This window comes from Brevundimonas vesicularis, from assembly GCF_027886425.1.
Lineage (GTDB): Bacteria > Pseudomonadota > Alphaproteobacteria > Caulobacterales > Caulobacteraceae > Brevundimonas > Brevundimonas vesicularis_C.
Map to the genome: position 1 here is coordinate 1,867,775 of NZ_CP115671.1, position 18,225 is coordinate 1,885,999.

Annotated in this window: 15 protein-coding genes and 2 tRNA genes; 8 read left to right on the plus strand and 9 right to left on the minus strand. The window is 64.3% G+C overall.

Translation table 11 applies throughout. The annotated features are described in order from the left end of the window. From PFY01_RS09695 to PFY01_RS09705, 3 genes are all read right to left on the minus strand, one after another. Positions 1-855, minus strand: coding sequence for an alpha/beta hydrolase family protein (locus PFY01_RS09695; RefSeq protein ID WP_271041117.1), 855 nt, complete (start codon positions 853-855; stop codon positions 1-3). A gap of 11 nt (positions 856-866) precedes the next feature. Next, positions 867-1,724 carry a thymidylate synthase gene (locus PFY01_RS09700; RefSeq protein ID WP_271041118.1) on the minus strand — a complete coding sequence of 286 codons (858 nt, stop codon included), beginning with the start codon at positions 1,722-1,724 and terminating at the stop codon, positions 867-869. Between the two features lie 75 nt (positions 1,725-1,799). Continuing rightward, positions 1,800-2,342: a DUF924 family protein gene (locus PFY01_RS09705; RefSeq protein ID WP_271041119.1), complete on the minus strand. Its 543-nt coding sequence runs from the start codon at positions 2,340-2,342 to the stop codon at positions 1,800-1,802. Here PFY01_RS09705 and ilvC point away from each other — a divergent pair. Then, positions 2,341-3,375 (plus strand): ketol-acid reductoisomerase, encoded by a 1,035-nt coding sequence (gene ilvC, locus PFY01_RS09710; protein ID WP_271041120.1) that lies wholly within the window; start codon positions 2,341-2,343, stop codon positions 3,373-3,375. The genes PFY01_RS09705 and ilvC overlap by 2 nt on opposite strands. 61 nt (positions 3,376-3,436) lie before the next feature. Here the strand turns inward: ilvC and PFY01_RS09715 are convergent. After that, positions 3,437-3,513 (minus strand) — tRNA-Pro (locus tag PFY01_RS09715). Between the two features lie 201 nt (positions 3,514-3,714). Between PFY01_RS09715 and PFY01_RS09720 the strand changes: the two genes are divergently transcribed. From PFY01_RS09720 to PFY01_RS09730, 3 genes are all read left to right on the plus strand, one after another. Then, positions 3,715-3,788 (plus strand) — tRNA-Gln (locus PFY01_RS09720). A 125-nt stretch (positions 3,789-3,913) separates the two neighbouring features. Continuing rightward, entirely contained in the window at positions 3,914-4,429 is a 516-nt protein-coding gene (locus PFY01_RS09725; RefSeq protein ID WP_271041121.1) for a Dps family protein, read from the plus strand. 66 nt (positions 4,430-4,495) lie between these two features. Continuing rightward, complete coding sequence (locus PFY01_RS09730) at positions 4,496-4,858, plus strand: hypothetical protein (protein WP_271041122.1); 363 nt, start codon at positions 4,496-4,498, stop codon at positions 4,856-4,858. A gap of 347 nt (positions 4,859-5,205) precedes the next feature. Here PFY01_RS09730 and PFY01_RS09735 read toward each other — a convergent pair whose 3' ends face one another. The 3 genes from PFY01_RS09735 to PFY01_RS09745 are packed head-to-tail and all read right to left on the minus strand — an operon-like array spanning position 5,206 to position 8,289. Beyond that, entirely contained in the window at positions 5,206-5,826 is a 621-nt protein-coding gene (locus PFY01_RS09735) for a 2-dehydro-3-deoxy-6-phosphogalactonate aldolase (RefSeq protein WP_271041123.1), read from the minus strand. After that, on the minus strand, positions 5,823-6,713 hold the full coding sequence (locus PFY01_RS09740) for a 2-dehydro-3-deoxygalactonokinase (RefSeq protein WP_271041124.1): 891 nt from the start codon (positions 6,711-6,713) through the stop codon (positions 5,823-5,825). Before PFY01_RS09740 ends, PFY01_RS09735 begins: the two co-directional genes overlap by 4 nt. A 1-nt stretch (position 6,714) precedes the next feature. Continuing rightward, a complete protein-coding gene (locus PFY01_RS09745; protein ID WP_271041125.1) occupies positions 6,715-8,289 on the minus strand; it encodes a sodium/sugar symporter in 1,575 nt (524 codons plus the stop codon). A gap of 190 nt (positions 8,290-8,479) precedes the next feature. Here PFY01_RS09745 and PFY01_RS09750 point away from each other — a divergent pair, with 190 nt between their 5' ends. The 3 genes from PFY01_RS09750 to PFY01_RS09760 all read left to right on the plus strand — a co-directional run bounded on the left by PFY01_RS09750 (position 8,480) and on the right by PFY01_RS09760 (position 11,908). Then, entirely contained in the window at positions 8,480-9,253 is a 774-nt protein-coding gene (locus PFY01_RS09750; RefSeq protein ID WP_271041126.1) for an IclR family transcriptional regulator, read from the plus strand. Between the two features lie 101 nt (positions 9,254-9,354). Then, on the plus strand, positions 9,355-10,104 hold the full coding sequence (locus PFY01_RS09755) for an SDR family NAD(P)-dependent oxidoreductase (protein ID WP_271041127.1): 750 nt from the start codon (positions 9,355-9,357) through the stop codon (positions 10,102-10,104). Position 10,105: 1 nt separating this feature from the next. Beyond that, positions 10,106-11,908 carry an IlvD/Edd family dehydratase gene (locus PFY01_RS09760; protein ID WP_271041128.1) on the plus strand — a complete coding sequence of 601 codons (1,803 nt, stop codon included), beginning with the start codon at positions 10,106-10,108 and terminating at the stop codon, positions 11,906-11,908. Positions 11,909-12,003: 95 nt separating this feature from the next. Here PFY01_RS09760 and PFY01_RS09765 read toward each other — a convergent pair whose 3' ends face one another. Both PFY01_RS09765 and PFY01_RS09770 read right to left on the minus strand, forming a co-directional pair. After that, positions 12,004-13,515 carry a tryptophan halogenase family protein gene (locus PFY01_RS09765; RefSeq protein WP_271041129.1) on the minus strand — a complete coding sequence of 504 codons (1,512 nt, stop codon included), beginning with the start codon at positions 13,513-13,515 and terminating at the stop codon, positions 12,004-12,006. Continuing rightward, positions 13,512-15,023: a tryptophan halogenase family protein gene (locus tag PFY01_RS09770; RefSeq protein WP_271041130.1), complete on the minus strand. Its 1,512-nt coding sequence runs from the start codon at positions 15,021-15,023 to the stop codon at positions 13,512-13,514. Before PFY01_RS09770 ends, PFY01_RS09765 begins: the two co-directional genes overlap by 4 nt. Positions 15,024-15,308: 285 nt before the next feature. Here PFY01_RS09770 and PFY01_RS09775 point away from each other — a divergent pair, with 285 nt between their 5' ends. Then, positions 15,309-18,203: a TonB-dependent receptor gene (locus PFY01_RS09775; protein WP_271041131.1), complete on the plus strand. Its 2,895-nt coding sequence runs from the start codon at positions 15,309-15,311 to the stop codon at positions 18,201-18,203. Positions 18,204-18,225: the final 22 nt, after the last annotated feature.

The window sequence follows — 18,225 nt, forward strand, 5'->3', positions numbered from 1 at the left end:
TCAGCGACGCTCGACGCTGACGCCATCCGCCGCAAAGGCCTCAAGGCGCGATCGGGCGTCGACGTCGTTCAGCGCATAGGCGTCGAGGAAATCCTCCGTCGCCCGGATGATCTGATCAAACCGCTCGCCCTGCGCCGTCCCCGGCAGCTGGTGGTCTGCGCCCGCGAAGATCATGAGAGTTTTGTCGCCTGCCGGACTATTGTCGAACGGCGCGCGATGATCGCGCCAATCGCTGACGAAGCCGGGCACCAGATCCTGATCGCCGGCGATCACCAACAGCGGACGGTCAAGCGTGCGGTAGCTGTCGGAGGTGACGAGGCCGGGGATGGAGCCGGCCGAGGAAAAGGCGATCACGCCTTTTACCGCCGGGTCGCCTGCGGGGCCCGCCGCCGTGACGGCGCCGCCCTCGATCACGGACATCAGAGAGCCGAACGAATGCCCCGCCACGATCAGCGGTTTGCCCGAATGCGCATGGGCGGCGATGCCGCGTGCGACGCCCAGGTCGATCAGCCTGGTCGAGAAGGCGGCGCGATTGTCATATTTATCATGTTCCGGATGACGCAGAGAATCGACGTGCAGCGGTGCGATTACCGTGAAACCGTGCGCCGCCCAGACCGACAGAATGCGGGCATAGGCCGTCGGCGAACCGTTATAGCCGTGGCTGAACACCACCACGCCGCGTTCGGCCGGGGCGGTCCAGATGCTGATCGGTATGGCCCGACCGTCCGGCGCAGGCACCCTGATTTGTACCGGTGTGATCTCGGCGGCTTCAACGGCGGATGAGATCGGCTGGGCGATCGCCGACACTGCCGGCGTCGCGAGCAGAATGAGACCAAGAGAGAAAGCGCGGATCATCGTGAATGACCTTAAACGGCGACGGCCGCCTTGATATGCGGCCAAGCCTCGTAGCCATCGAGGGTGAAGTCCAAGAGGTCGAAGGCGAACAGGTCGGTCTTGGGCGCGATCTGCATGACGGGCAGGGGCAGGGGTTCGCGAGTCAACTGAAGCTCGGCCTGTTCGAGGTGGTTCAGATACAGGTGGGCGTCGCCGAAGGTGTGGACGAAGTCGCCCGGCTCCAGCCCCACAACCTGGGCCAGCATCATCGTCAGCAGGGCGTAGGAGGCGATGTTGAACGGCACGCCCAGGAAGACATCGGCGCTGCGTTGATACAGCTGGCAGCTGAGCTTTCCGTCCGCGACGAAGAACTGGAACAGGCAGTGGCAGGGGGGCAAGGCCATGTCGTCGACATCGGCCGGGTTCCAGGCGGTGACGATGTGGCGGCGGCTGTTGGGATTGGTTTTCAGCCCATGAACCAGGTTCTCGATCTGGTCGATGACGCGGCCATCCGGCGCAGTCCAGGACCGCCATTGCTTGCCATAGACCGGACCCAACTCGCCCTCGGCGTCGGCCCATTCGTCCCAGATGCGGACGCCATTGTCCTTCAGATAGGCGATGTTGGTCTCGCCGCGCAGGAACCACAGCAGTTCGATGATGATCGACCGCAGATGCAGCTTCTTGGTCGTCAGGACCGGGAAACCCTTGGACAGATCGAACCGCATCTGACGGCCGAAGACGCCCAGGGTGCCGGTGCCGGTGCGATCGTCGCGGCGCACCCCATTGTCGAGGATGTCGCGCAGCAGGTTCAGATACTGCCGCTCGGGATGATCGGCAGGCGCGGCGGCGATGCGAGCCTGAAGTTCAGCGATGGCGACCTGAGCGTTCATGGCGTCAGCTTCCACCCGAATCAGTCGATCGCCAATGAGCCGTCGGTGATCACGATCGGATCGTTGTGGATCGAATCATCCGCCGAAGCCGCCTTCGTCGAGGAAGGCCTGTTCTTCAGGCGTGGTCCGGCGGCCCAGCGCGGCGTTGCGGTGCGGGAATCGGCCGAAGCGAACGATGATGTCGCGGTGCAGCTTGCCCCACTTCTCCAGCTCTTCGTCGCCCGCGACCAAGGCCATGTAGCGGTCCTGATCCTCGATCCTTTCGGAATGCTCGAACGGCAGCAGCAGGAAGTTCTTCAGAGCCGGCTCGACCGCCAGATGCAGATCGCGGGCCACGGCCTGGTTTGCAAACATCAGGGCCAGCGGGTCGGTGGCGAACTGATGCGCCGTGCCGCGAAAACTGTTGCGAGGATACTGGTCCAGCAGGATCAACAGCGCCAAGGCCCCATCGGCCGTGTCCATCCAGTCGTCCCGTTCGCGGCGCGCGGCGGCCCAATGCAGGGCGCGGCCTCGGTCGCGGAAGTCGGTATCGAAAGCTTCGTCCTTGGCGAACCACTTTTCGGGCCCAGCCTCTTTCCAGAAGGCGACGACGTCGGATGGGGTTATGAAGGCGGTCATGACCCAGACCCTACCCAATCCGCTGCCTGTCTTCCACGACCGCGACTGCGACCTTTCGATCATTCGCGGCAAGCGCGTGGCCATGATCGGTTACGGCAGCCAGGGGCGCACCCATGCGCTGAACCTGCGCGATTCGGGCGTGGCCGACATCGTGGTGGGGCTAAAGGCCGGATCGAAGACGCGCGATCTGGCGCGCGCCGACGGATTCGAGGTGATGACGGCCGGACAGGCCGCTTCGGGCGCCGATGTGATCGCCGTGATGACTTCGGACGAGGCGCATCGCGATCTGTGGCGCGACGAACTGGAGCCAAATGTGCGGCCGGGCGCGGCCCTGGTCTTCGCCCACGGCCTGTCGGTGCGATTCGGCCTGGTCGAACCGCGCGCGGATCTGGACGTCATCCTGGCCTCGCCCAAGGGGATAGGGCCGCGCATCCGCGACCTGTACGAGGCCGGGGAGGGGGTCTTCTGTCTGTTTGGGGTGCAGCACGACGCGACGGGCGGGGCGCACGCGCTTGGCCTGTCCTATGCGGCGGCGCTGGGGTGCGGGCGCAAGGGCATTCTGGAAACGACGATGCGCGACGAGTGCGAGAGCGACCTGTTCGGCGAACAGGTGGTTCTGTGCGGCGGCATCGCCGAACTGATCGACGCGGCCTTCATGAAGCTGGTCGACGCCGGCTATCCGCCCGAGGTGGCGTGGTTCGAATGTTTCTATGAAACCAAGCTGGTGACCGACCTGATGTACGAACGGGGCATCGCCGGCGCCTTCGCCAAGATTTCGAACACGGCGGAATACGGCGCCTATCTGACCGGACCGCGCATCATCGGATCCGAGTCTCGCCAGGCGATGGATCAGGTTTTGGCCGAGGTTCAGGGCGGGGCGTTCGTGGGGCGGCTGATGGCGGATTATGACGCGGGATCGCCCGATCTGACTGCACGCAGAAGGGCGCTGGGCTCAAGGACCATCGAGTCGGTTGGAGCGCATCTGAATGCGGTGGCGCGCCGGGCGATGGAGAGCGCGGCGAACGACGACTGACGCGGCTCTGGCGGCGGGCGAAAGGCCCGCTGTCGCATCGTCGATTTTTCTGAGGAGAAGATGGTCGGAGTGAGAGGATTCGAACCTCCGACCCCTGCGTCCCGAACGCAGTGCTCTACCAGGCTGAGCCACACTCCGACCGTGGGGGCTGGCCTGGCGGCGTCGCCCCGAAGTGAGGACGCGGCTTATAGCCATGGGTTCGATGGGCCGCAAGCGCCCATTTTGACCCATCTTCACGGTAAGCGAAAATAGTCCTGAAAGAGGGTGTTGCATCCCAAAACGGCTTGGCGTATCTGACCGCCTCCGCCGCACAGAGTGCTTCGGAAACGCCGGTCCTGCTGGGGAATGGTGTAATGGTAACACTACGGTTTTTGGTACCGTCATTCTAGGTTCGAGTCCTAGTTCCCCAGCCATCCGCCGACAAAGGTCGGCGCCGCCGAACCACTTCACAGCTTCAGCATTATCATCTGCGCCAGAGCTTCCGTTTGGATGCCCGGCTACCTAGCTTGACCGCAGACTGCTGCTGAGGAGAACGATGATGGTCACCGCCAAAGAAAAGCGCCTAGCGCCTCTGAAGACGCCGACGAGCCTGTCGGAGGAGGCGACCCAGAGCATTTCCACCGCTCTGACCGGGCTTCTGGCCGATACGTTCGCCCTCTACATCAAGACCAAGAATTTCCACTGGCACGTCTCGGGCCCGCATTTCCGGGACTATCATCTGATGCTGGACGAGCAGTCGGCGGAAATCCTGTCCATGACCGATCCGATGGCCGAGCGGGCGCGCAAGATCGGCGGGACCACGCTGCGCTCCATCGGTCAGATCGCCAAGGAAGCACGCATCGCCGACAATGACGCCGATTACGTCGATCCGCTGGATATGCTGGCCGAGCTTCGCGACGACAACGGCGAACTGATCAGCCGGATGCGAGAGGTGCATGACCTGTGCGACGAGCATAACGACGTGGCCACCGCCAGCCTGCTCGAGAACTGGATCGACGAGAGCGAGAAGCGCGTCTGGTTCCTGTTCGAATCGGGTCGTCGCGGTAACGGCTGAGGAACCGCAGCGCTTGCGCCGTCTTATGTATCGTCGATAGTCGATTACGGACGGCGCAGGAGAGGCGTGAAGCAGGTTTCGGTGATCTGCGGCTTGGCGATCGTGGTCGTGCTGGCGGCGTCGCCTGCCTCAGCCGATATGTCCAAGGCGTTCGGCAATACGATCGTGTCCCATTATCCGAACGGACAGTGGGTGAGGCACTATTTCGATCCGGATGGACGCTACACCTCGCAGTTTTCGGACGGGCGACGTGTGGCGGCCCGCTGGTCGGCCGAGGGTGACAAGATTTGTCTGACTGGTTTCAGCCCGCGCCAGATCCTGCCGCGGTTCTGCAGCCGGATGGTCGAGGCCGATGTCGGCGACACCTGGCGCGCCCGCGATCCCTTGGGACGCTCCATTCGCAACGAACTAGTCGCTGGCCGTCGCTGAGGTCTTTCATCCCGCCTCCCGCGTAATGTTGTGCTCGACCTTGTTCGAGGGTTATCAGGATACTGAGGCTTGGCGTGGCAGGGGCGTCGGCCTCTGAGTCGTGGCGTAGCGCGCTGTGGACGTGATACTTCCGCTTTGCGCTTGGGCGACGTTCACATCACTTGGACTATCGGTGGTTATTTCCCGCGCTTCGCCAAAAACGTACTATCCAACCCGGGCCTGCGGGCCGCCAACTTGGCCATCGCCGCGACGGCGGCGCGTCATGCTCGTTCGCGTTCTTGACGAATCCGCACTCTGAGAAGACCCTGACCCTAAGGGTCGCAGAAGGCCGCTTGGGCGGTTTCCAATCAGGACCAATGCGCGACGAAGGCTTCCGCCTGACGGGCGACCTGTTCAGCTGACTGCCCTGGCTGAAAAACGGCCGAGCCGATGCCGAAGCCGGATGCGCCGGCGGAGCGCCAGGCGGACATGCTGTCGGGGTCGACGCCGCCGACGGGATAGATGCGGGTTTCGGCGGGCAGGACGGCGCGGACGGCTTTCAGACCCTTGGGACCGGCGATCTCGGCGGGAAACAGTTTCAAGGCGTCGGCCCCGGCGTCCAGGGCGGCGAAGGCTTCGGACGGCGTAAAGAAGCCGGGCAGGGACAGCAGGCCCAGGGTCTTGGTCTCGGCGATCACTTCGACGTTGGTGTTGGGCGAGATGATCAACTGGCCGCCGGCCTGTGCGACCTCTCGCGCCGCTGCGACGTTCAGCACCGTGCCCGCGCCGACCAGGGCGCGGCCGTCCAGCGCGGCGCGCAGGCGGCGGATGCTGTCTAGCGGCTCGGGCGAGTTAAGCGGCACTTCCAGACAGCGGAAACCGGCGGCGACGATGGCCTCGCCGACCTCGACCGCCTCGTCCGGTTTCAGGCCGCGCAGGATGGCGATCAGCGGCAGGGCGTCCAGGCTTTCGATGGAAACAGGGATCATCGGTGTGCGGCCTCATGAATGCGCCACAGACCCTTGGCCGTGGCGGCGGCGCCGTCCGCGATGCGGACGTCTTGGAACCCACCCTGCGCCAGGGCGGCGGCATAGCGGCGGCTCAGGGCCTCGGCGCCGATCAGGATGACGGGGCGATGGTTGGCGTCGGCCTCGGCCGCGACCTCGGCCCCGATCAGCAGACCCGACAGATAGTCGGCCGAGGACGCCGCTGAAAGGCGTCCGGCCAAGCCCTCGACCCGCACAGAGAACAGGGCGGCGGTGACAGCGGGATCGCGCAGGGATCGCTCGACCCCCGTGGCGAAGGCGTCGTCGTCCACGCCCGGCTCGCCCATCTCGGCGCCCAGGATGGTGCCCCTGCGGATGGCGGCGAACAGTTCGCCGGTCATGAAGGTCCGGAAATCCGTGATCCGTCCGCCGGCTGTGCCGATCCATTTGCTGTGGGTGCCGGGGCCGACGACGACGGCGTCGTCGGGTCCGTCCAGGCCGAAGACCTGGGTCTCCTCGCCGCGGATCACGTCCTCAAGACGGCTGTCCTCGAACACGGCGACGCCGGGCACGATGGAGACGTGGGGCGCATCGTCAGGGCTGGCGACGGCGCTGGCCAGGTCCGCGACACCGGCGGGGCAGGGCAGATAGGCCATTTCACGCCACCGCCCCCGCGCCCCGGCCATGCCGCTGACCAGCACCGGCAAGCCGTCGTTCAGCCAGTCGCCGGCGACATCGTCCAGCACGGCGCGGAACTGGTCGGGCGCCAGGCCGCCTGCACCGCGCGGGTCGGCGCGGCTGTCCAGCACCGCGCCGCCCTCGGCGATCCGCATGACGCGAAGATTGCTGGTGCCCCAATCGACCCCGATCAGTTCGGCCGCTGAACTCACCTCACCACCAGATCGTATAGACCAGGATCAGGAAGGCGATCACGCCGGCCCCGGCCAGGTTGAAGCCCAGCGAGGTCTTGTAGCTGATCTTGTCCAGCTTGATCTTCATGGCGTCGGGCTTGGCGGGGACCAGCAGGGACACGATCACCGCCGCGATCAGCGAGACGACGAAGACCACGCCGACCCGGTTCATGAAGGGGAAGATGAACTGGCCGGTTTCCTGCAGCCACCAAAAGATGGCCGACAGCACGACCGAGCCGATGGCGGCTGTCAGGGCGCCGGCTTCGGACGCCCGCTTCCAGAACAGGCCCAGCATGAAGATGACCACGATGCCGGGTGTGAAGAAGCCGGTGAACTCCTGAATGAACTGGAACGCCTGATCGAAGCCGCCCAGCAGCGGGCGGGCGGTCAGGATGCCGATGACGACGGCGGCGACGGCGGCGATACGGCCGACCGTGACCAGCTGATGCTCGGGCGTGTCCTGCTTGATCTTGGCGTAGAGATCCAGGGTGAAGATGGTCGAGATCGAGTTCACTTTCGACGCCAGCGAGGCGATGATGGCGGCGATCAGAGCGGCGAAGACCAGCCCCTTCAGACCCACCGGCAGCAGGTTCATCATCGTCGGATAGGCCTGGTCCGGCGCCGACAGATTGGGGGCCAGGATCAGCGCCGCCATGCCCGGCAGCACCACGATGACCGGCATCAGCAGTTTCAGATAGGCGGCGAAGGCGATGCCCTTCTGCGCTTCCGGCAGCGACTTGGCGGCCAGGGCGCGCTGGATGATGTACTGGTTGAAGCCCCAGTAGCTGATGTTCATGACCCACAGCCCGCCCAGCAGGACCGCGATGCCCGGCAACTCCTGATAGTGAGGGTTGTCCTTGGACAGGATCATGTCGAACTTGTCCGGGAACTGGGTGATCAAGGTGTGGAAGCCCGCAACCGCTCCGCCCGCGCCGCCGATGGTCGACAGGGCGATGAAGCCGATAATCAGGCCGCCGCAGACCAGCAGGGCCACTTGGACGATGTCTGTCAGGGCCACGGCCTTCAACCCGCCCCACAGCTGATAGGCCAGGGCGAAGACACCGATGGCGACGATGGCGTAGTCCTGGTTGAAGCCGGTGACGGTGTGCACCGCGATGGCGCCCAGCCACAGGATCGAGGTCACGTTCACGAAGACGTAGAGCAGCAGCCAAAAGACGGCCATCACATTGCGGATCGTCGGCCCGTACCGTTGCTGCAGGAACTGCGGCATCGTCACGATCTCGTTGCGCAGGAAGATCGGCAGGAAGAACTTGCCCACGATCAGCAGGGTTAGCGCCGCCATCCATTCATACGACGCGATGCCCAGGCCGATCACATAGCCCGAGCCGCTCATGCCGATGATCTGTTCGGCCGAGATGTTGGCCGCGATCAGCGACGCGCCGATGGCCCACCAGGGTAGGCTCTTGGACGCCATGAAATAGTCGGTGGAGGTCTTCTGTTCGCCGGCCTTACTGCGTGAGACCCACTGGGCCAGGCCGAATATGAAGATGGCGTAGATCGCCAGAATCGCCAGATCGATGCCTGCGAGCGACATGGTGCACTTCCCCCGATGCGCCCGTGTTCGGGCTTAAGTCGAAGCCTAGGTTAGCCCCCGGTCAGCCGCAATGGACTTTTTATATGCGCTTGTGTATTTTACCTGCGGTAATGTAGCTTTCTTGTTCCAAGCCTCGGCTTCCTCCGCGACGATGGCGAGGGCAACGTAGGGCCCAAGCGACAGGAATCCCATGACAGACCAAGACGCCGCCGACGATCGCAAATATCGCGCGCCCGCCTTGGAGAAGGGCCTCGACGTTCTTGAACTGCTGTCTGCACAAGGCGAGCCGATGACGCCGTCGCAGATGTCCGTCACCTTGGGACGTTCCGTCAGCGAACTGTTCCGCATGATCCAGGTGCTGGAGTTCCGCGGCTATATCGAACAGTCCTCGGACGGCTATCGTCTGACCAACCGCCTGTTCACGATGGGCATGACCCAGGCGTCGATCAAGTCGCTGGTCGATGTCGCCATGCCGGCCATGCGCGATCTGGCGTCGGCGACGATGCAGTCGTGCCACCTTGTTGTGCCGTCCGGCGATCAGATCGTCGTCATCGCGCGGATCGAGAGCCCCGGCGACCTCGGCTATTCGGTGCGGATCGGGTACCGGCGCAGCATCCTACACGCCACCTCGGGCTTGATGTTCTATTCGCGGACCAATGAACGGGCACGGGCGCATCTCAAGGAGACATTGGTCGGCCTGTTCGGAGTAAAGGCGGTGAACGAGTTCGCCGCCCGCTCGGAAGCGATGACCCAAGGCGACTATGTGGAGCGGGCCAGCGACTTCGTGAAAGGCGTCACCGATCTGGTGGCGCCCATCATGGGGGCGGACGGCGTGATCGCCACCTTGATTACCCCTTTCATCGAACAGGCGCCGATGATCTGCACGAAGGATGAGGCGGCGGCGCTGCTGGTGCGGGCCGCAGAGGTGATTTCGGATCAGATGGGGGCCGTTTCCCAAGCTTGATGCTACCGCTATCTATTTTTTGTTGACGGCAATAAGTTTCATTTGTGAAAAGGGCCTTTGGCCCATGCAGACGACCCTCCGGCCTAGGGAGACCCGCATCCATGGCCGCCATCTATTCCGATCTGAAGGGCAAGATCGCCATCGTCACCGGCGGCGCCGGCGGCATCGGTGAGAGCATCGTCCGCGCCTTCCATGCCCAAAACGCCAAGGTTGGCTTTCTGGATATCGACGCCGAACGTGGGACCAAGTTGCAATCGGAGCTGGGGCAAGACGCCCTGTTCGTCGCCTGTGACCTGACAGACGTTTCGGCAGTGAAGGCCGCAATCGCCACAGTGCACAACGCCTTTGGCCCGATCGACATTCTGGTCAATAACGCCGCCCACGACGAGCGTCACGCCACGCTGGAAGTGACTGAGGATTATTGGGACGGCCGCATGGCGGTGAACCTGAAGCACCAGTTCTTCGCCGCCCAGGCCGTGCTGCCGGACATGAAGGCGACGGGCAAGGGCGCGATCGTCAATCTGGGCTCGACTTCCTGGGTCATCGGCCAGGGCGGCATGGCTGCCTACACGGCCTGCAAGTCGGCGGTGATCGGCCTGACCCGTTCGCTGGCCCGAGACTTCGGCCAGTTCGGCGTACGGGTGAACGCCGTCGCGCCCGGCTGGATCATGACCGAGCGGCAACTGAAGCTCTGGGTCACGCCGGAAACCGAAAAAGACATCTACGCCAACCAGTGCCTGAAACGCCGCCTCGTGCCGGACGACATCGCTCGCGTCGTCGTCTTCATGTGTTCGGACGAGGCGGGGGCGATCACCAATCAACACTACGTCGTCGATGGCGGCTGGACCTGAAATGACCGACAATTCCAAGACCGCAAAGCCGCTCCGCAGCCGCGCCTGGTTCGACAATCCCGAGAACCCGGACATGACGGCGCTCTATCTGGAGCGCTATCTGAACTACGGCCTGACGCGAAAAGAGCTTCAGTCGAACAAGCCGATCATCGGCATCGCCCAGACCGGCTCGGACCTGTCGCCCTGCAACCGTCACCATCTGGTCCTGGCCGAGCGGGTGCGCGAAGGCATCCGCGAGGCGGGCGGCATCGCCATGGAGTTCCCGGTCCATCCGATCCAGGAAACCGGCAAGCGCCCGACCGCCGGTCTGGATCGCAACCTGGCCTATCTGGGTCTGGTCGAGAGCCTCTACGGCTATCCGCTGGACGGCGTCGTCCTGACCATCGGCTGCGACAAGACCACGCCCGCCTGTCTGATGGCCGCCGCCACCGTGGACATTCCCGCCATCGCCCTGTCGGTCGGCCCGATGCTGAACGGCTGGCACAAGGGCGAGCGCACCGGGTCCGGCACCATCATCTGGAAGGCGCGTCAGATGATGGCGGCCGGCGAGATCGACTACGACGGCTTCATCGAACTGGTAGCCTCGTCGGCCCCGTCGGTCGGCTATTGCAACACCATGGGCACGGCGACGACGATGAACTCGCTGGCCGAGGCGCTGGGGATGTCGCTGCCCGGCTCGGCCGCCATTCCGGCGCCGTACCGCGAGCGCGCCCAGGTCGCTTACGAGACGGGCCTGCGCATTGTGGAGATGGTGCGTGAGGATCTGAAGCCGTCGGATATCCTGACCAAGGAAGCCTTCCACAACGCCATCGTCGTCAACTCGGCCATCGGCGGCTCGACCAACGCCCCGATCCACCTGACCGCCCTGGCCCGCCACGCCCATGTCGATGTGCGGTTGCAGGATTGGCAGACCGAAGGCCTGCACGTGCCGCTGCTGGTCAACCTCCAGCCCGCCGGCGAATACCTGGGCGAGGACTATTTCCATGCCGGCGGCGTCCCCGCCGTCGTCTCCGAACTGATGAAACAGGGGCTGATCAACGAGGACGCCCTGACGGTCACCGGCAAGTCCATCGGCGAGAACTGCAAGAGCGCCGAGATCCAACTGCCCGATGTCATCAAGAGCTTCGACGCCCCGATGAAGACCGACGCTGGCTTCGTGGTCTTCACCGGCAATCTGTTCAACTCGGCCATCATGAAGCTGAGCGTGATCTCGGACGAGTTCCGCGAACGCTATCTGTCCAACCCCGACGATCTGAATGCCTTTGAAGGCCCGGCCGTCGTGTTCGACGGGCCCGAGGATTATCACCACCGCATCGACGACGAGAGCCTGGGCATCACCGAGCAGACCCTGCTGTTCATGCGCGGCGCCGGCCCCATCGGCTATCCGGGCGCGGCCGAGGTCGTGAATATGCGCCCGCCGGCATACCTCATAAAAAGGGGCGTCAGTGCCCTGGCCTGCATCGGCGACGGGCGCCAGTCCGGCACCTCCGGCTCGCCCTCGATCCTGAACGCCTCGCCCGAGGCGGCGGCGGGTGGAAACATCGCCCTGCTGAAGACCGGCGACCGGGTCCGCATCGATCTGAACACCGGCCGCGCCGACATCCTGATTTCGGACGCGGAATTGTCCGAGCGTCGCCAGGCGTTCGAGGCGGCAGGCGGCTACAAATACCCCGCCTCCCAGACCCCTTGGCAGGAAATGCAGCGCGACGTGGTCGGCCAGCTGGAAACCGGCGCCGTGCTGGAGCCCGCCGTCAAATACCACCGCATCGTCGACACCATCGGCCTGCCGCGCGACAACCACTGACGGCCCTAGAGCGTGATCGCTTGAGGTTGGATCGCTTCGCGATTCCGCTGACGCCGCGCATCAGGCTCCGGGATTTCGTTCTAGGCGTCGCCGCCTCACTGCAGCGGCGGCGCCTTGCAGTTGGCGGCGATGAAGGCCTCGTGGGTCGGCATCCGCGCGACGCCCTGCTGGATCATCGCCTTCATCTTCTGCAACCATTGCTGGACCTGCTCCAGAGGAATGGTCTCCGTGATCGGATCGTGTCGCTCGGGGATGACGCCCTGGCCGAGCAGCACGGCGATCCAGCTCGTCTCCTGAAACAGCTCGTCTTCGTAGCGGAAGATGCGGCCCCGGCTGCGGAACTGATCCATCTTCTGCTTCAGCGTCTCGGGAATCGGCATGGTCCGCACGTGGCGCCACAGAGGCGAGTCGTCGCGCGCCGTGGCGTGATAGTGCAAGATGATGAAGTCGCGGATGCGCTCGGTCTCCAGCCGCATCATGCGGTTGTAGTTGTCGATATCGGCCTGGGCGAAGCCGGTGTCGGGGAAGTGCAGCAGCAGTTTGGATATGCCCGACTGCACCAGATGGATGCTGGTCGATTCCAGCGGTTCCAGGAAGCCCGACGCCAGGCCCAGGGCTAGGCAGTTCTTGTTCCAGGTCTTCTTTCGGCGACCGGTGGTGAAGCGCAGGAAGTTTGGTTCGGCCATCGCCTCGCCGTCCAGGGAGGCGCGCAGCTTGGCCTGGGCCTCGTCGTCCGAGATATAGGGGCTGCAATAGACATAGCCGTTGCCGGTGCGGTGCTGCAGCGGAATGCGCCAGCGCCACCCCGCTTCAAGGGCCGTCGATTGGGTATAGGGCGTCGGATCGCCGACCCGGGTGCAGGGCATGGCCACCGCACGATCCGCTGGCAGCCAGTGGGTCCAATCCTCGTAGCCCGTCTTCAGCGCCCCTTCGATCAGCAGGCCGCGGAAGCCAGAACAATCGATGAAGAAGTCCGCCTCAAGTTCGCGGCCGTCATCCAATCGCACCGACTGGATAAAGCCGTCGCCGTCGCGCAGGCGCACGTCGGCGATCTTGCCCTCATGACGCACGACGCCTTGCGACTCGGCGCGCCGGCGCAGGAAGCGCGCGTACAGGCCGGCGTCGAAATGGAAGGCGTAGGTCATTTGCGAGCCGGCGCCGCGCGGGTCGGCGTCAGGCCGGGTGAACCGGCCCATGCGCGCCGCCATGGTCGTGACGGAATAGGCGTCCAGGTCGTCGTCCAGCCCCGCCTTGTTCAGCCTCAGCCAATATTGGTGGAAGGAGGCGGCGTCGATGCGCGTGCCATAGGTTCCGAACGGGTGGAAATAGCTCCGGCCCTTCTGGAACCAGTCGTTGAACTGAATACCCAGCTTGTAGGTAGCCTGGGTGGCGCGAATGAATTCGTTTTCGTCGATGCCCAGCAACTGGTTGAACAGCAGGATCGGCGGAATGGTGGCCTCGCCGACGCCGACCGTGCCGATAACCTCGGACTCGATCAACTCGACCTTCACCGTGCCGCGCGTGACGTGCGCTAGTGCGGCGGCAGCCATCCAGCCGGCCGTGCCGCCCCCGACGATCAGAATACGCTTCAGTGGGGCAGGGATCATCGTGCGTAACCGGTGAAGGTGGTGGAATGGTCGGGCAGGGCGGCCGCCGCCCGCGCAATCAGTTGCGCGAACTGCCGGGCCTGTCGATCCACGGTTTCCAGATCGTCGAGACAGGCCAGGGGCGACGGCTGTTTGGGCCACGTGCCCAGGCCGGTGAACACCGCAGCCCAACTGTCTTCGCGGAAGGATTCGTCCTCCAGCAGGCCGACCTCGCCACGCGCGCGGAACAGCTCGATCTTTTCCATCAGCGTATCGGGCGGCGCCGTTTCGCGGCATCTGTCCCACATCGCGCCGGCGCGACCGGCCAGATGATAGTGCAGGATGATGAAGTCGCGGATGCGCTCGAACTCCTGGGCCGAGCGTCGATTGTATTCGCGGATCAGGGCCGGATCGAAACGGCGGTCGGGGAACATCTGCAGCAACCGCCCGATGCCGGTCTGGATCAGGTTGATGCTGGTGGATTCCAGCGGTTCGACGAAGCCGGACGCCAGGCCCAGCGACACCACATTGCCCTTCCAGGCCTCGGGTCGCCGCCCCGTGACGAACCTCAACCGATTGGGCTCGGCCAACGGCTCCGATTCGATCTGACTTAGCAGGTCGTCCAGCGCCGTCTGATCGTCCACATGGTCGCTGGAATAGACATAGCCGTTGCCGACCCGGTGCTGCAGCGGAATACGCCATTGCCAGCCGGCCTCTCGCGCACGCGCCGTGGTGATGGGCTCGGGGGCCAGAGTCGAACTGCACGGCACGGCGACGGCGCGATCGCACGGCAGCCAGTGCGTCCACTCCTCGTATCCCGCCCGCATCGTCTGTTCGATCAACAGGCCTCGGAAACCCGAGCAGTCGATGAACAGGTCTGCCTCGACCTCGCCGCCGTCTTCCAGCGTCACGGCTCGCACCAGACCGGTCTCGCCGTTACGATCCACACCCGTGATCCGCCCTTCGCGCCGGACGACGCCCATCGTCTCCGCCAACGTCCTCAGCCGCCGTGCAAACAAGCCGGCGTCGAACTGATAGGCGTATGAATAGTGGGACAGCACCGAACGGCTGTCCTCGACCGGCGGGGCGAACTTGCCGGCGCGGGCCATGGCCGTCGGCATGGACCAGGGATCAAGGCTGTCGATCCGACCGGCGGCCTTCAGGCGAAACAGATATTGCCGCCAGGCTTGTCCTGCGACGGTCGGACCATAGTCGCCGAAGCCGTGGAAATATTCAGAGCCCGGCGCAATCCAGTCCTTGAAGGCGATGCCCAGTTTGGCGGTCGCGGCCGTCGAGCGGATGAAATCTTCCTCGGACAGCCCGATCGTCTGGACGAACTGTCGGATGGGCGGGATCGTGGCCTCGCCCACGCCCACCGTGCCGATGGATTCCGATTCGAGCAGGGTGATCCTTAAGGCCAGACCCTGGGCGCGGGTGAACGCTCGGCCCAATGCGGCGGCGGCCATCCAACCCGCCGTTCCGCCGCCCACGATGGCGATGTGGCGCACCGGTTCTGGCTGGTCGCTCATGCTTCTTCCCCATCGCCCGCTTGGCGCGGATCCTGTGTCGGCATCTAATAGCCGAGGATCGTCGTGGCGCTATTGTGGTAGCGCTAACAGAAAATGCTTTTCAGCTCATGAAAACTTGTGCATCCTTGAAAGGTGATCATGCCATCGAAGGGTGGGTGAGTTCACGTCGGGAGGGATGTCGCCCTACGTCGTCAATAAGCGACGGGCGCGACCAGCAGGAAGGTTCTGAGACCGATGTCTCGTCAAAATCACGTTCGTCGCGTCGCTCTGCTTTGCGGAGCATCCTTGCTTACGGTCGCGGCGACGCTGCCGACCGCCGTGTTGGCCCAACAGGCCCCGGCCCAGTCGGATGATGCGACGACGGTCGATGAGGTTGTGGTCACCGGCATCCGCGCCCAGCTCCGCTCGGCCCAGGCCATCAAGAAGAACTCAGAGGTCATCGTCGATTCGGTGACCGCGGTGGATATCGGCGCCCTGCCGGACCGCTCGGTGTCGGAGGCCTTGCAGCGCATTCCCGGCGTCACCCTTCAGCGCACGAACGCCGCACGCGACCCGGCCCGTCTGGCGGCAGAGGGCGGCGGCGTCTTCATCCGCGGCCTGTCGTGGGTGCGTTCCGAAACCAACGGCCGCGACATCTTCTCGGCCTCGAACGGTCGCGGGCTCAGCTTCGAGGACGTGTCGGCCGACCTGCTCGCCGGCGTGGACGTCTATAAGAATGTCGCCGCCAACATGATCGAGGGCGGCATCGCCGGCACGACCAATCTGCGGACCCGCGTTCCCTTCGACAACAGCGACCCGCTGTTGGCGATCAACGCCGACTACAACTACGGCGACCTGTCCGAAAAAGGCTTCTGGTCTGGCAGCATCCTGGCGACCGATCGTTGGCAGACCGGCATCGGCGAGATTGGCCTGCTGGCCAACGTCAGCGTGTCCAACGTCGGCAACCGCACCGATTCGATTTCGGTCGACCGCTATGATCCCGTGACCCTCAACGCAGGCAACGCCAGCACCGACGGTTCGGGAACGGCCGGCGAGACTGTGTTCGTGCCCAAATATCTGGGCTGGCGTACGATCGACTGGGAGCAGAAGCGCACCGCTGTCGCCTTGGCCGCCCAATGGCGCCCGAACGATCAGTGGCTGTTCACCCTGCAGGGTCTGGCTTCGCAGGCAGACGCCTACAACGTCGAATATGCGCTGGGCACCGACAGCATCGTCTCACCCAACTCCAGCTATCGCTATGACGACCAGAACGTCTTCGTGAGCGGTAATATCCCGGCCGCGACCTGGAACACCGACACCCGCGTCGGCGACGACACCAAGAAGACCAGCGATGTTGCGCTGAACTTCCAGTACACGCCCGGCGGCGCCTGGTCGTTCTCAGGCGATCTGCAATATGTGAAGTCCTCGGCCGAAATCTATTCGCTGACGGCCTTTACCCAGCTTCAGAACCGTCCGGACCTGTCGATCACCATCGACGGCGATCTGCCGACCGTGACCTCCACCGGCGGCACGCCGGAAGACAAATCCGCCTACTGGTGGGCGGCGGCGATGGATCACATCGAGGACAACGAAGCCGACGAACTGGCGGGTCGTCTGGACGCCCGTTACGACTTCGACGAGAACTCGTCCTTCTTCAAGTCCGTCGCCTTCGGCGTTCGCGGCACAGAGAAGAACTACACCAACCGCCAGACCGGCTATAATTGGGGCCTGTTGTCCAATCAGTATTGGGGCAACGGCGGCGGCGCGGTCGTCTATCTGGACGACACGGGCTATCCGGGCGGCACGCAGGATCCGCGCCTGCCCAACTCATCGACCCTCTATCGTTTCGACAATTTCTTCCGGGGCGACGCGCCGGTGCCCGGCGTAGCGTGGTTCCCGGCTGAAAGCCTGCTGAACCAGGGCACCGCCTACGCCTACGATATCTTGCGCAACACAGAGAGCTCGGGCTGGGGTTGGACGCCGCTCAGCGACGACTATGAAAGCTATCGCCTGGGCGGCGGCAACGGCGGCATCACGGAGCTGACCGAAAAGACGCAGGCCGCCTACGTCTATGCCCGCTTCGGCAATGACACCGGCTTCTTCGGCCGCGCCTTCGACGGCAACATCGGCCTGCGCGCGGTGGACACCAAGACCACCTCCAACACGGTGACCACCCTGCCGTCCATCCAGGGCGCCTGTCCGCCGGCCAACGCGCCCGGCGCCAACTGCGCGGCCTTCAATCAGGCGGTTCAGTTCGTGAACGGCGGATCCCTTGACGGACAGCCGGTCGAAAGCAGCTACACAAACTGGCTGCCCAGCCTGAACCTGCGTGGGTTCCTCAACGACACCCTGCAGGCTCGCTTTGCGATCTCGCGCGCCATGGTGCGGCCCGAGATGTATCAACTCCAGCCGTTCACCAACCTGTCGATCAACTTCCAGCCCGACGGCTACACCCTGAACCCGACCACGCCCTTCACCGGCGTGGGCGGCAATCCAGCGCTGCGTCCGATCACGGCGACGAACTACGACGCCAGCCTGGAGTGGTATTTCGCGCCCACCGGAAGCCTGACGTTCGCGGCCTTCCATAAGGACATCAAGGACTACATCTTCACCGGCACGGAAACGCAGTCGATCACCAACGGCGGCGTCACCTACGACTTCCTGATCACGCGCTACACCAACGGCGCCGAGGGCACGGTGGACGGGTTCGAGCTGGCCTATTCGCAGTTCTTCGACTTCTTGCCTGGCGCTCTGAGTGGTCTCGGCTTCCAGGGCAACTTCACCTACATCAGCTCGGACGGCGGCAAGAACACCAGCCAGAATATCCTGGACACGACCCAGAACGGCGCCGCCTCGGACAGCACCCTGCCGCTCGAAGGCATGTCCCGCACCAGCTACAACGCCGCCATCCTGTATGAGAAGTACGGCATCTCCGCGCGCTTGGCCTACAACTGGCGCGAGGAATATCTGCTGACGACCTCGGCGGCGAACGTGAATGCGCCGGTATGGGCCAGCGACTACGGCCAACTGGATGGCTCGATCTTCTATAACCTGACCAAGGACATCAAGATCGGCGTCCAGTCGACCAATATCCTGAACGAACGGACGGTCTTGAAGGTGGGCAGCGAGACCCGCAAACCGCCTTACAACTGGGTCGATACCGATCGCCGGATCGCGGTGGTGCTGCGCGCCGCCTTCTGATCGGGCTTGGGCAACGGGGCGC

Bases quoted from the DNA above. Each gene is read 5' to 3' on its own strand.
- PFY01_RS09695 (WP_271041117.1), bottom strand. From the start codon at position 855: ATGATCCGCGCTTTCTCTCTTGGTCTCATTCTGCTCGCGACGCCGGCA.
- PFY01_RS09700 (WP_271041118.1), bottom strand. From the start codon at position 1,724: ATGAACGCTCAGGTCGCCATCGCTGAACTTCAGGCTCGCATCGCCGCC.
- ilvC (WP_271041120.1), top strand. From the start codon at position 2,341: ATGACCCAGACCCTACCCAATCCGCTGCCTGTCTTCCACGACCGCGAC.
- PFY01_RS09705 (WP_271041119.1), bottom strand. From the start codon at position 2,342: ATGACCGCCTTCATAACCCCATCCGACGTCGTCGCCTTCTGGAAAGAG.
- PFY01_RS09725 (WP_271041121.1), top strand. From the start codon at position 3,914: ATGGTCACCGCCAAAGAAAAGCGCCTAGCGCCTCTGAAGACGCCGACG.
- PFY01_RS09735 (WP_271041123.1), bottom strand. From the start codon at position 5,826: ATGATCCCTGTTTCCATCGAAAGCCTGGACGCCCTGCCGCTGATCGCC.
- PFY01_RS09745 (WP_271041125.1), bottom strand. From the start codon at position 8,289: ATGTCGCTCGCAGGCATCGATCTGGCGATTCTGGCGATCTACGCCATC.
- PFY01_RS09750 (WP_271041126.1), top strand. From the start codon at position 8,480: ATGACAGACCAAGACGCCGCCGACGATCGCAAATATCGCGCGCCCGCC.
- PFY01_RS09755 (WP_271041127.1), top strand. From the start codon at position 9,355: ATGGCCGCCATCTATTCCGATCTGAAGGGCAAGATCGCCATCGTCACC.
- PFY01_RS09760 (WP_271041128.1), top strand. From the start codon at position 10,106: ATGACCGACAATTCCAAGACCGCAAAGCCGCTCCGCAGCCGCGCCTGG.
- PFY01_RS09765 (WP_271041129.1), bottom strand. From the start codon at position 13,515: ATGATCCCTGCCCCACTGAAGCGTATTCTGATCGTCGGGGGCGGCACG.
- PFY01_RS09770 (WP_271041130.1), bottom strand. From the start codon at position 15,023: ATGAGCGACCAGCCAGAACCGGTGCGCCACATCGCCATCGTGGGCGGC.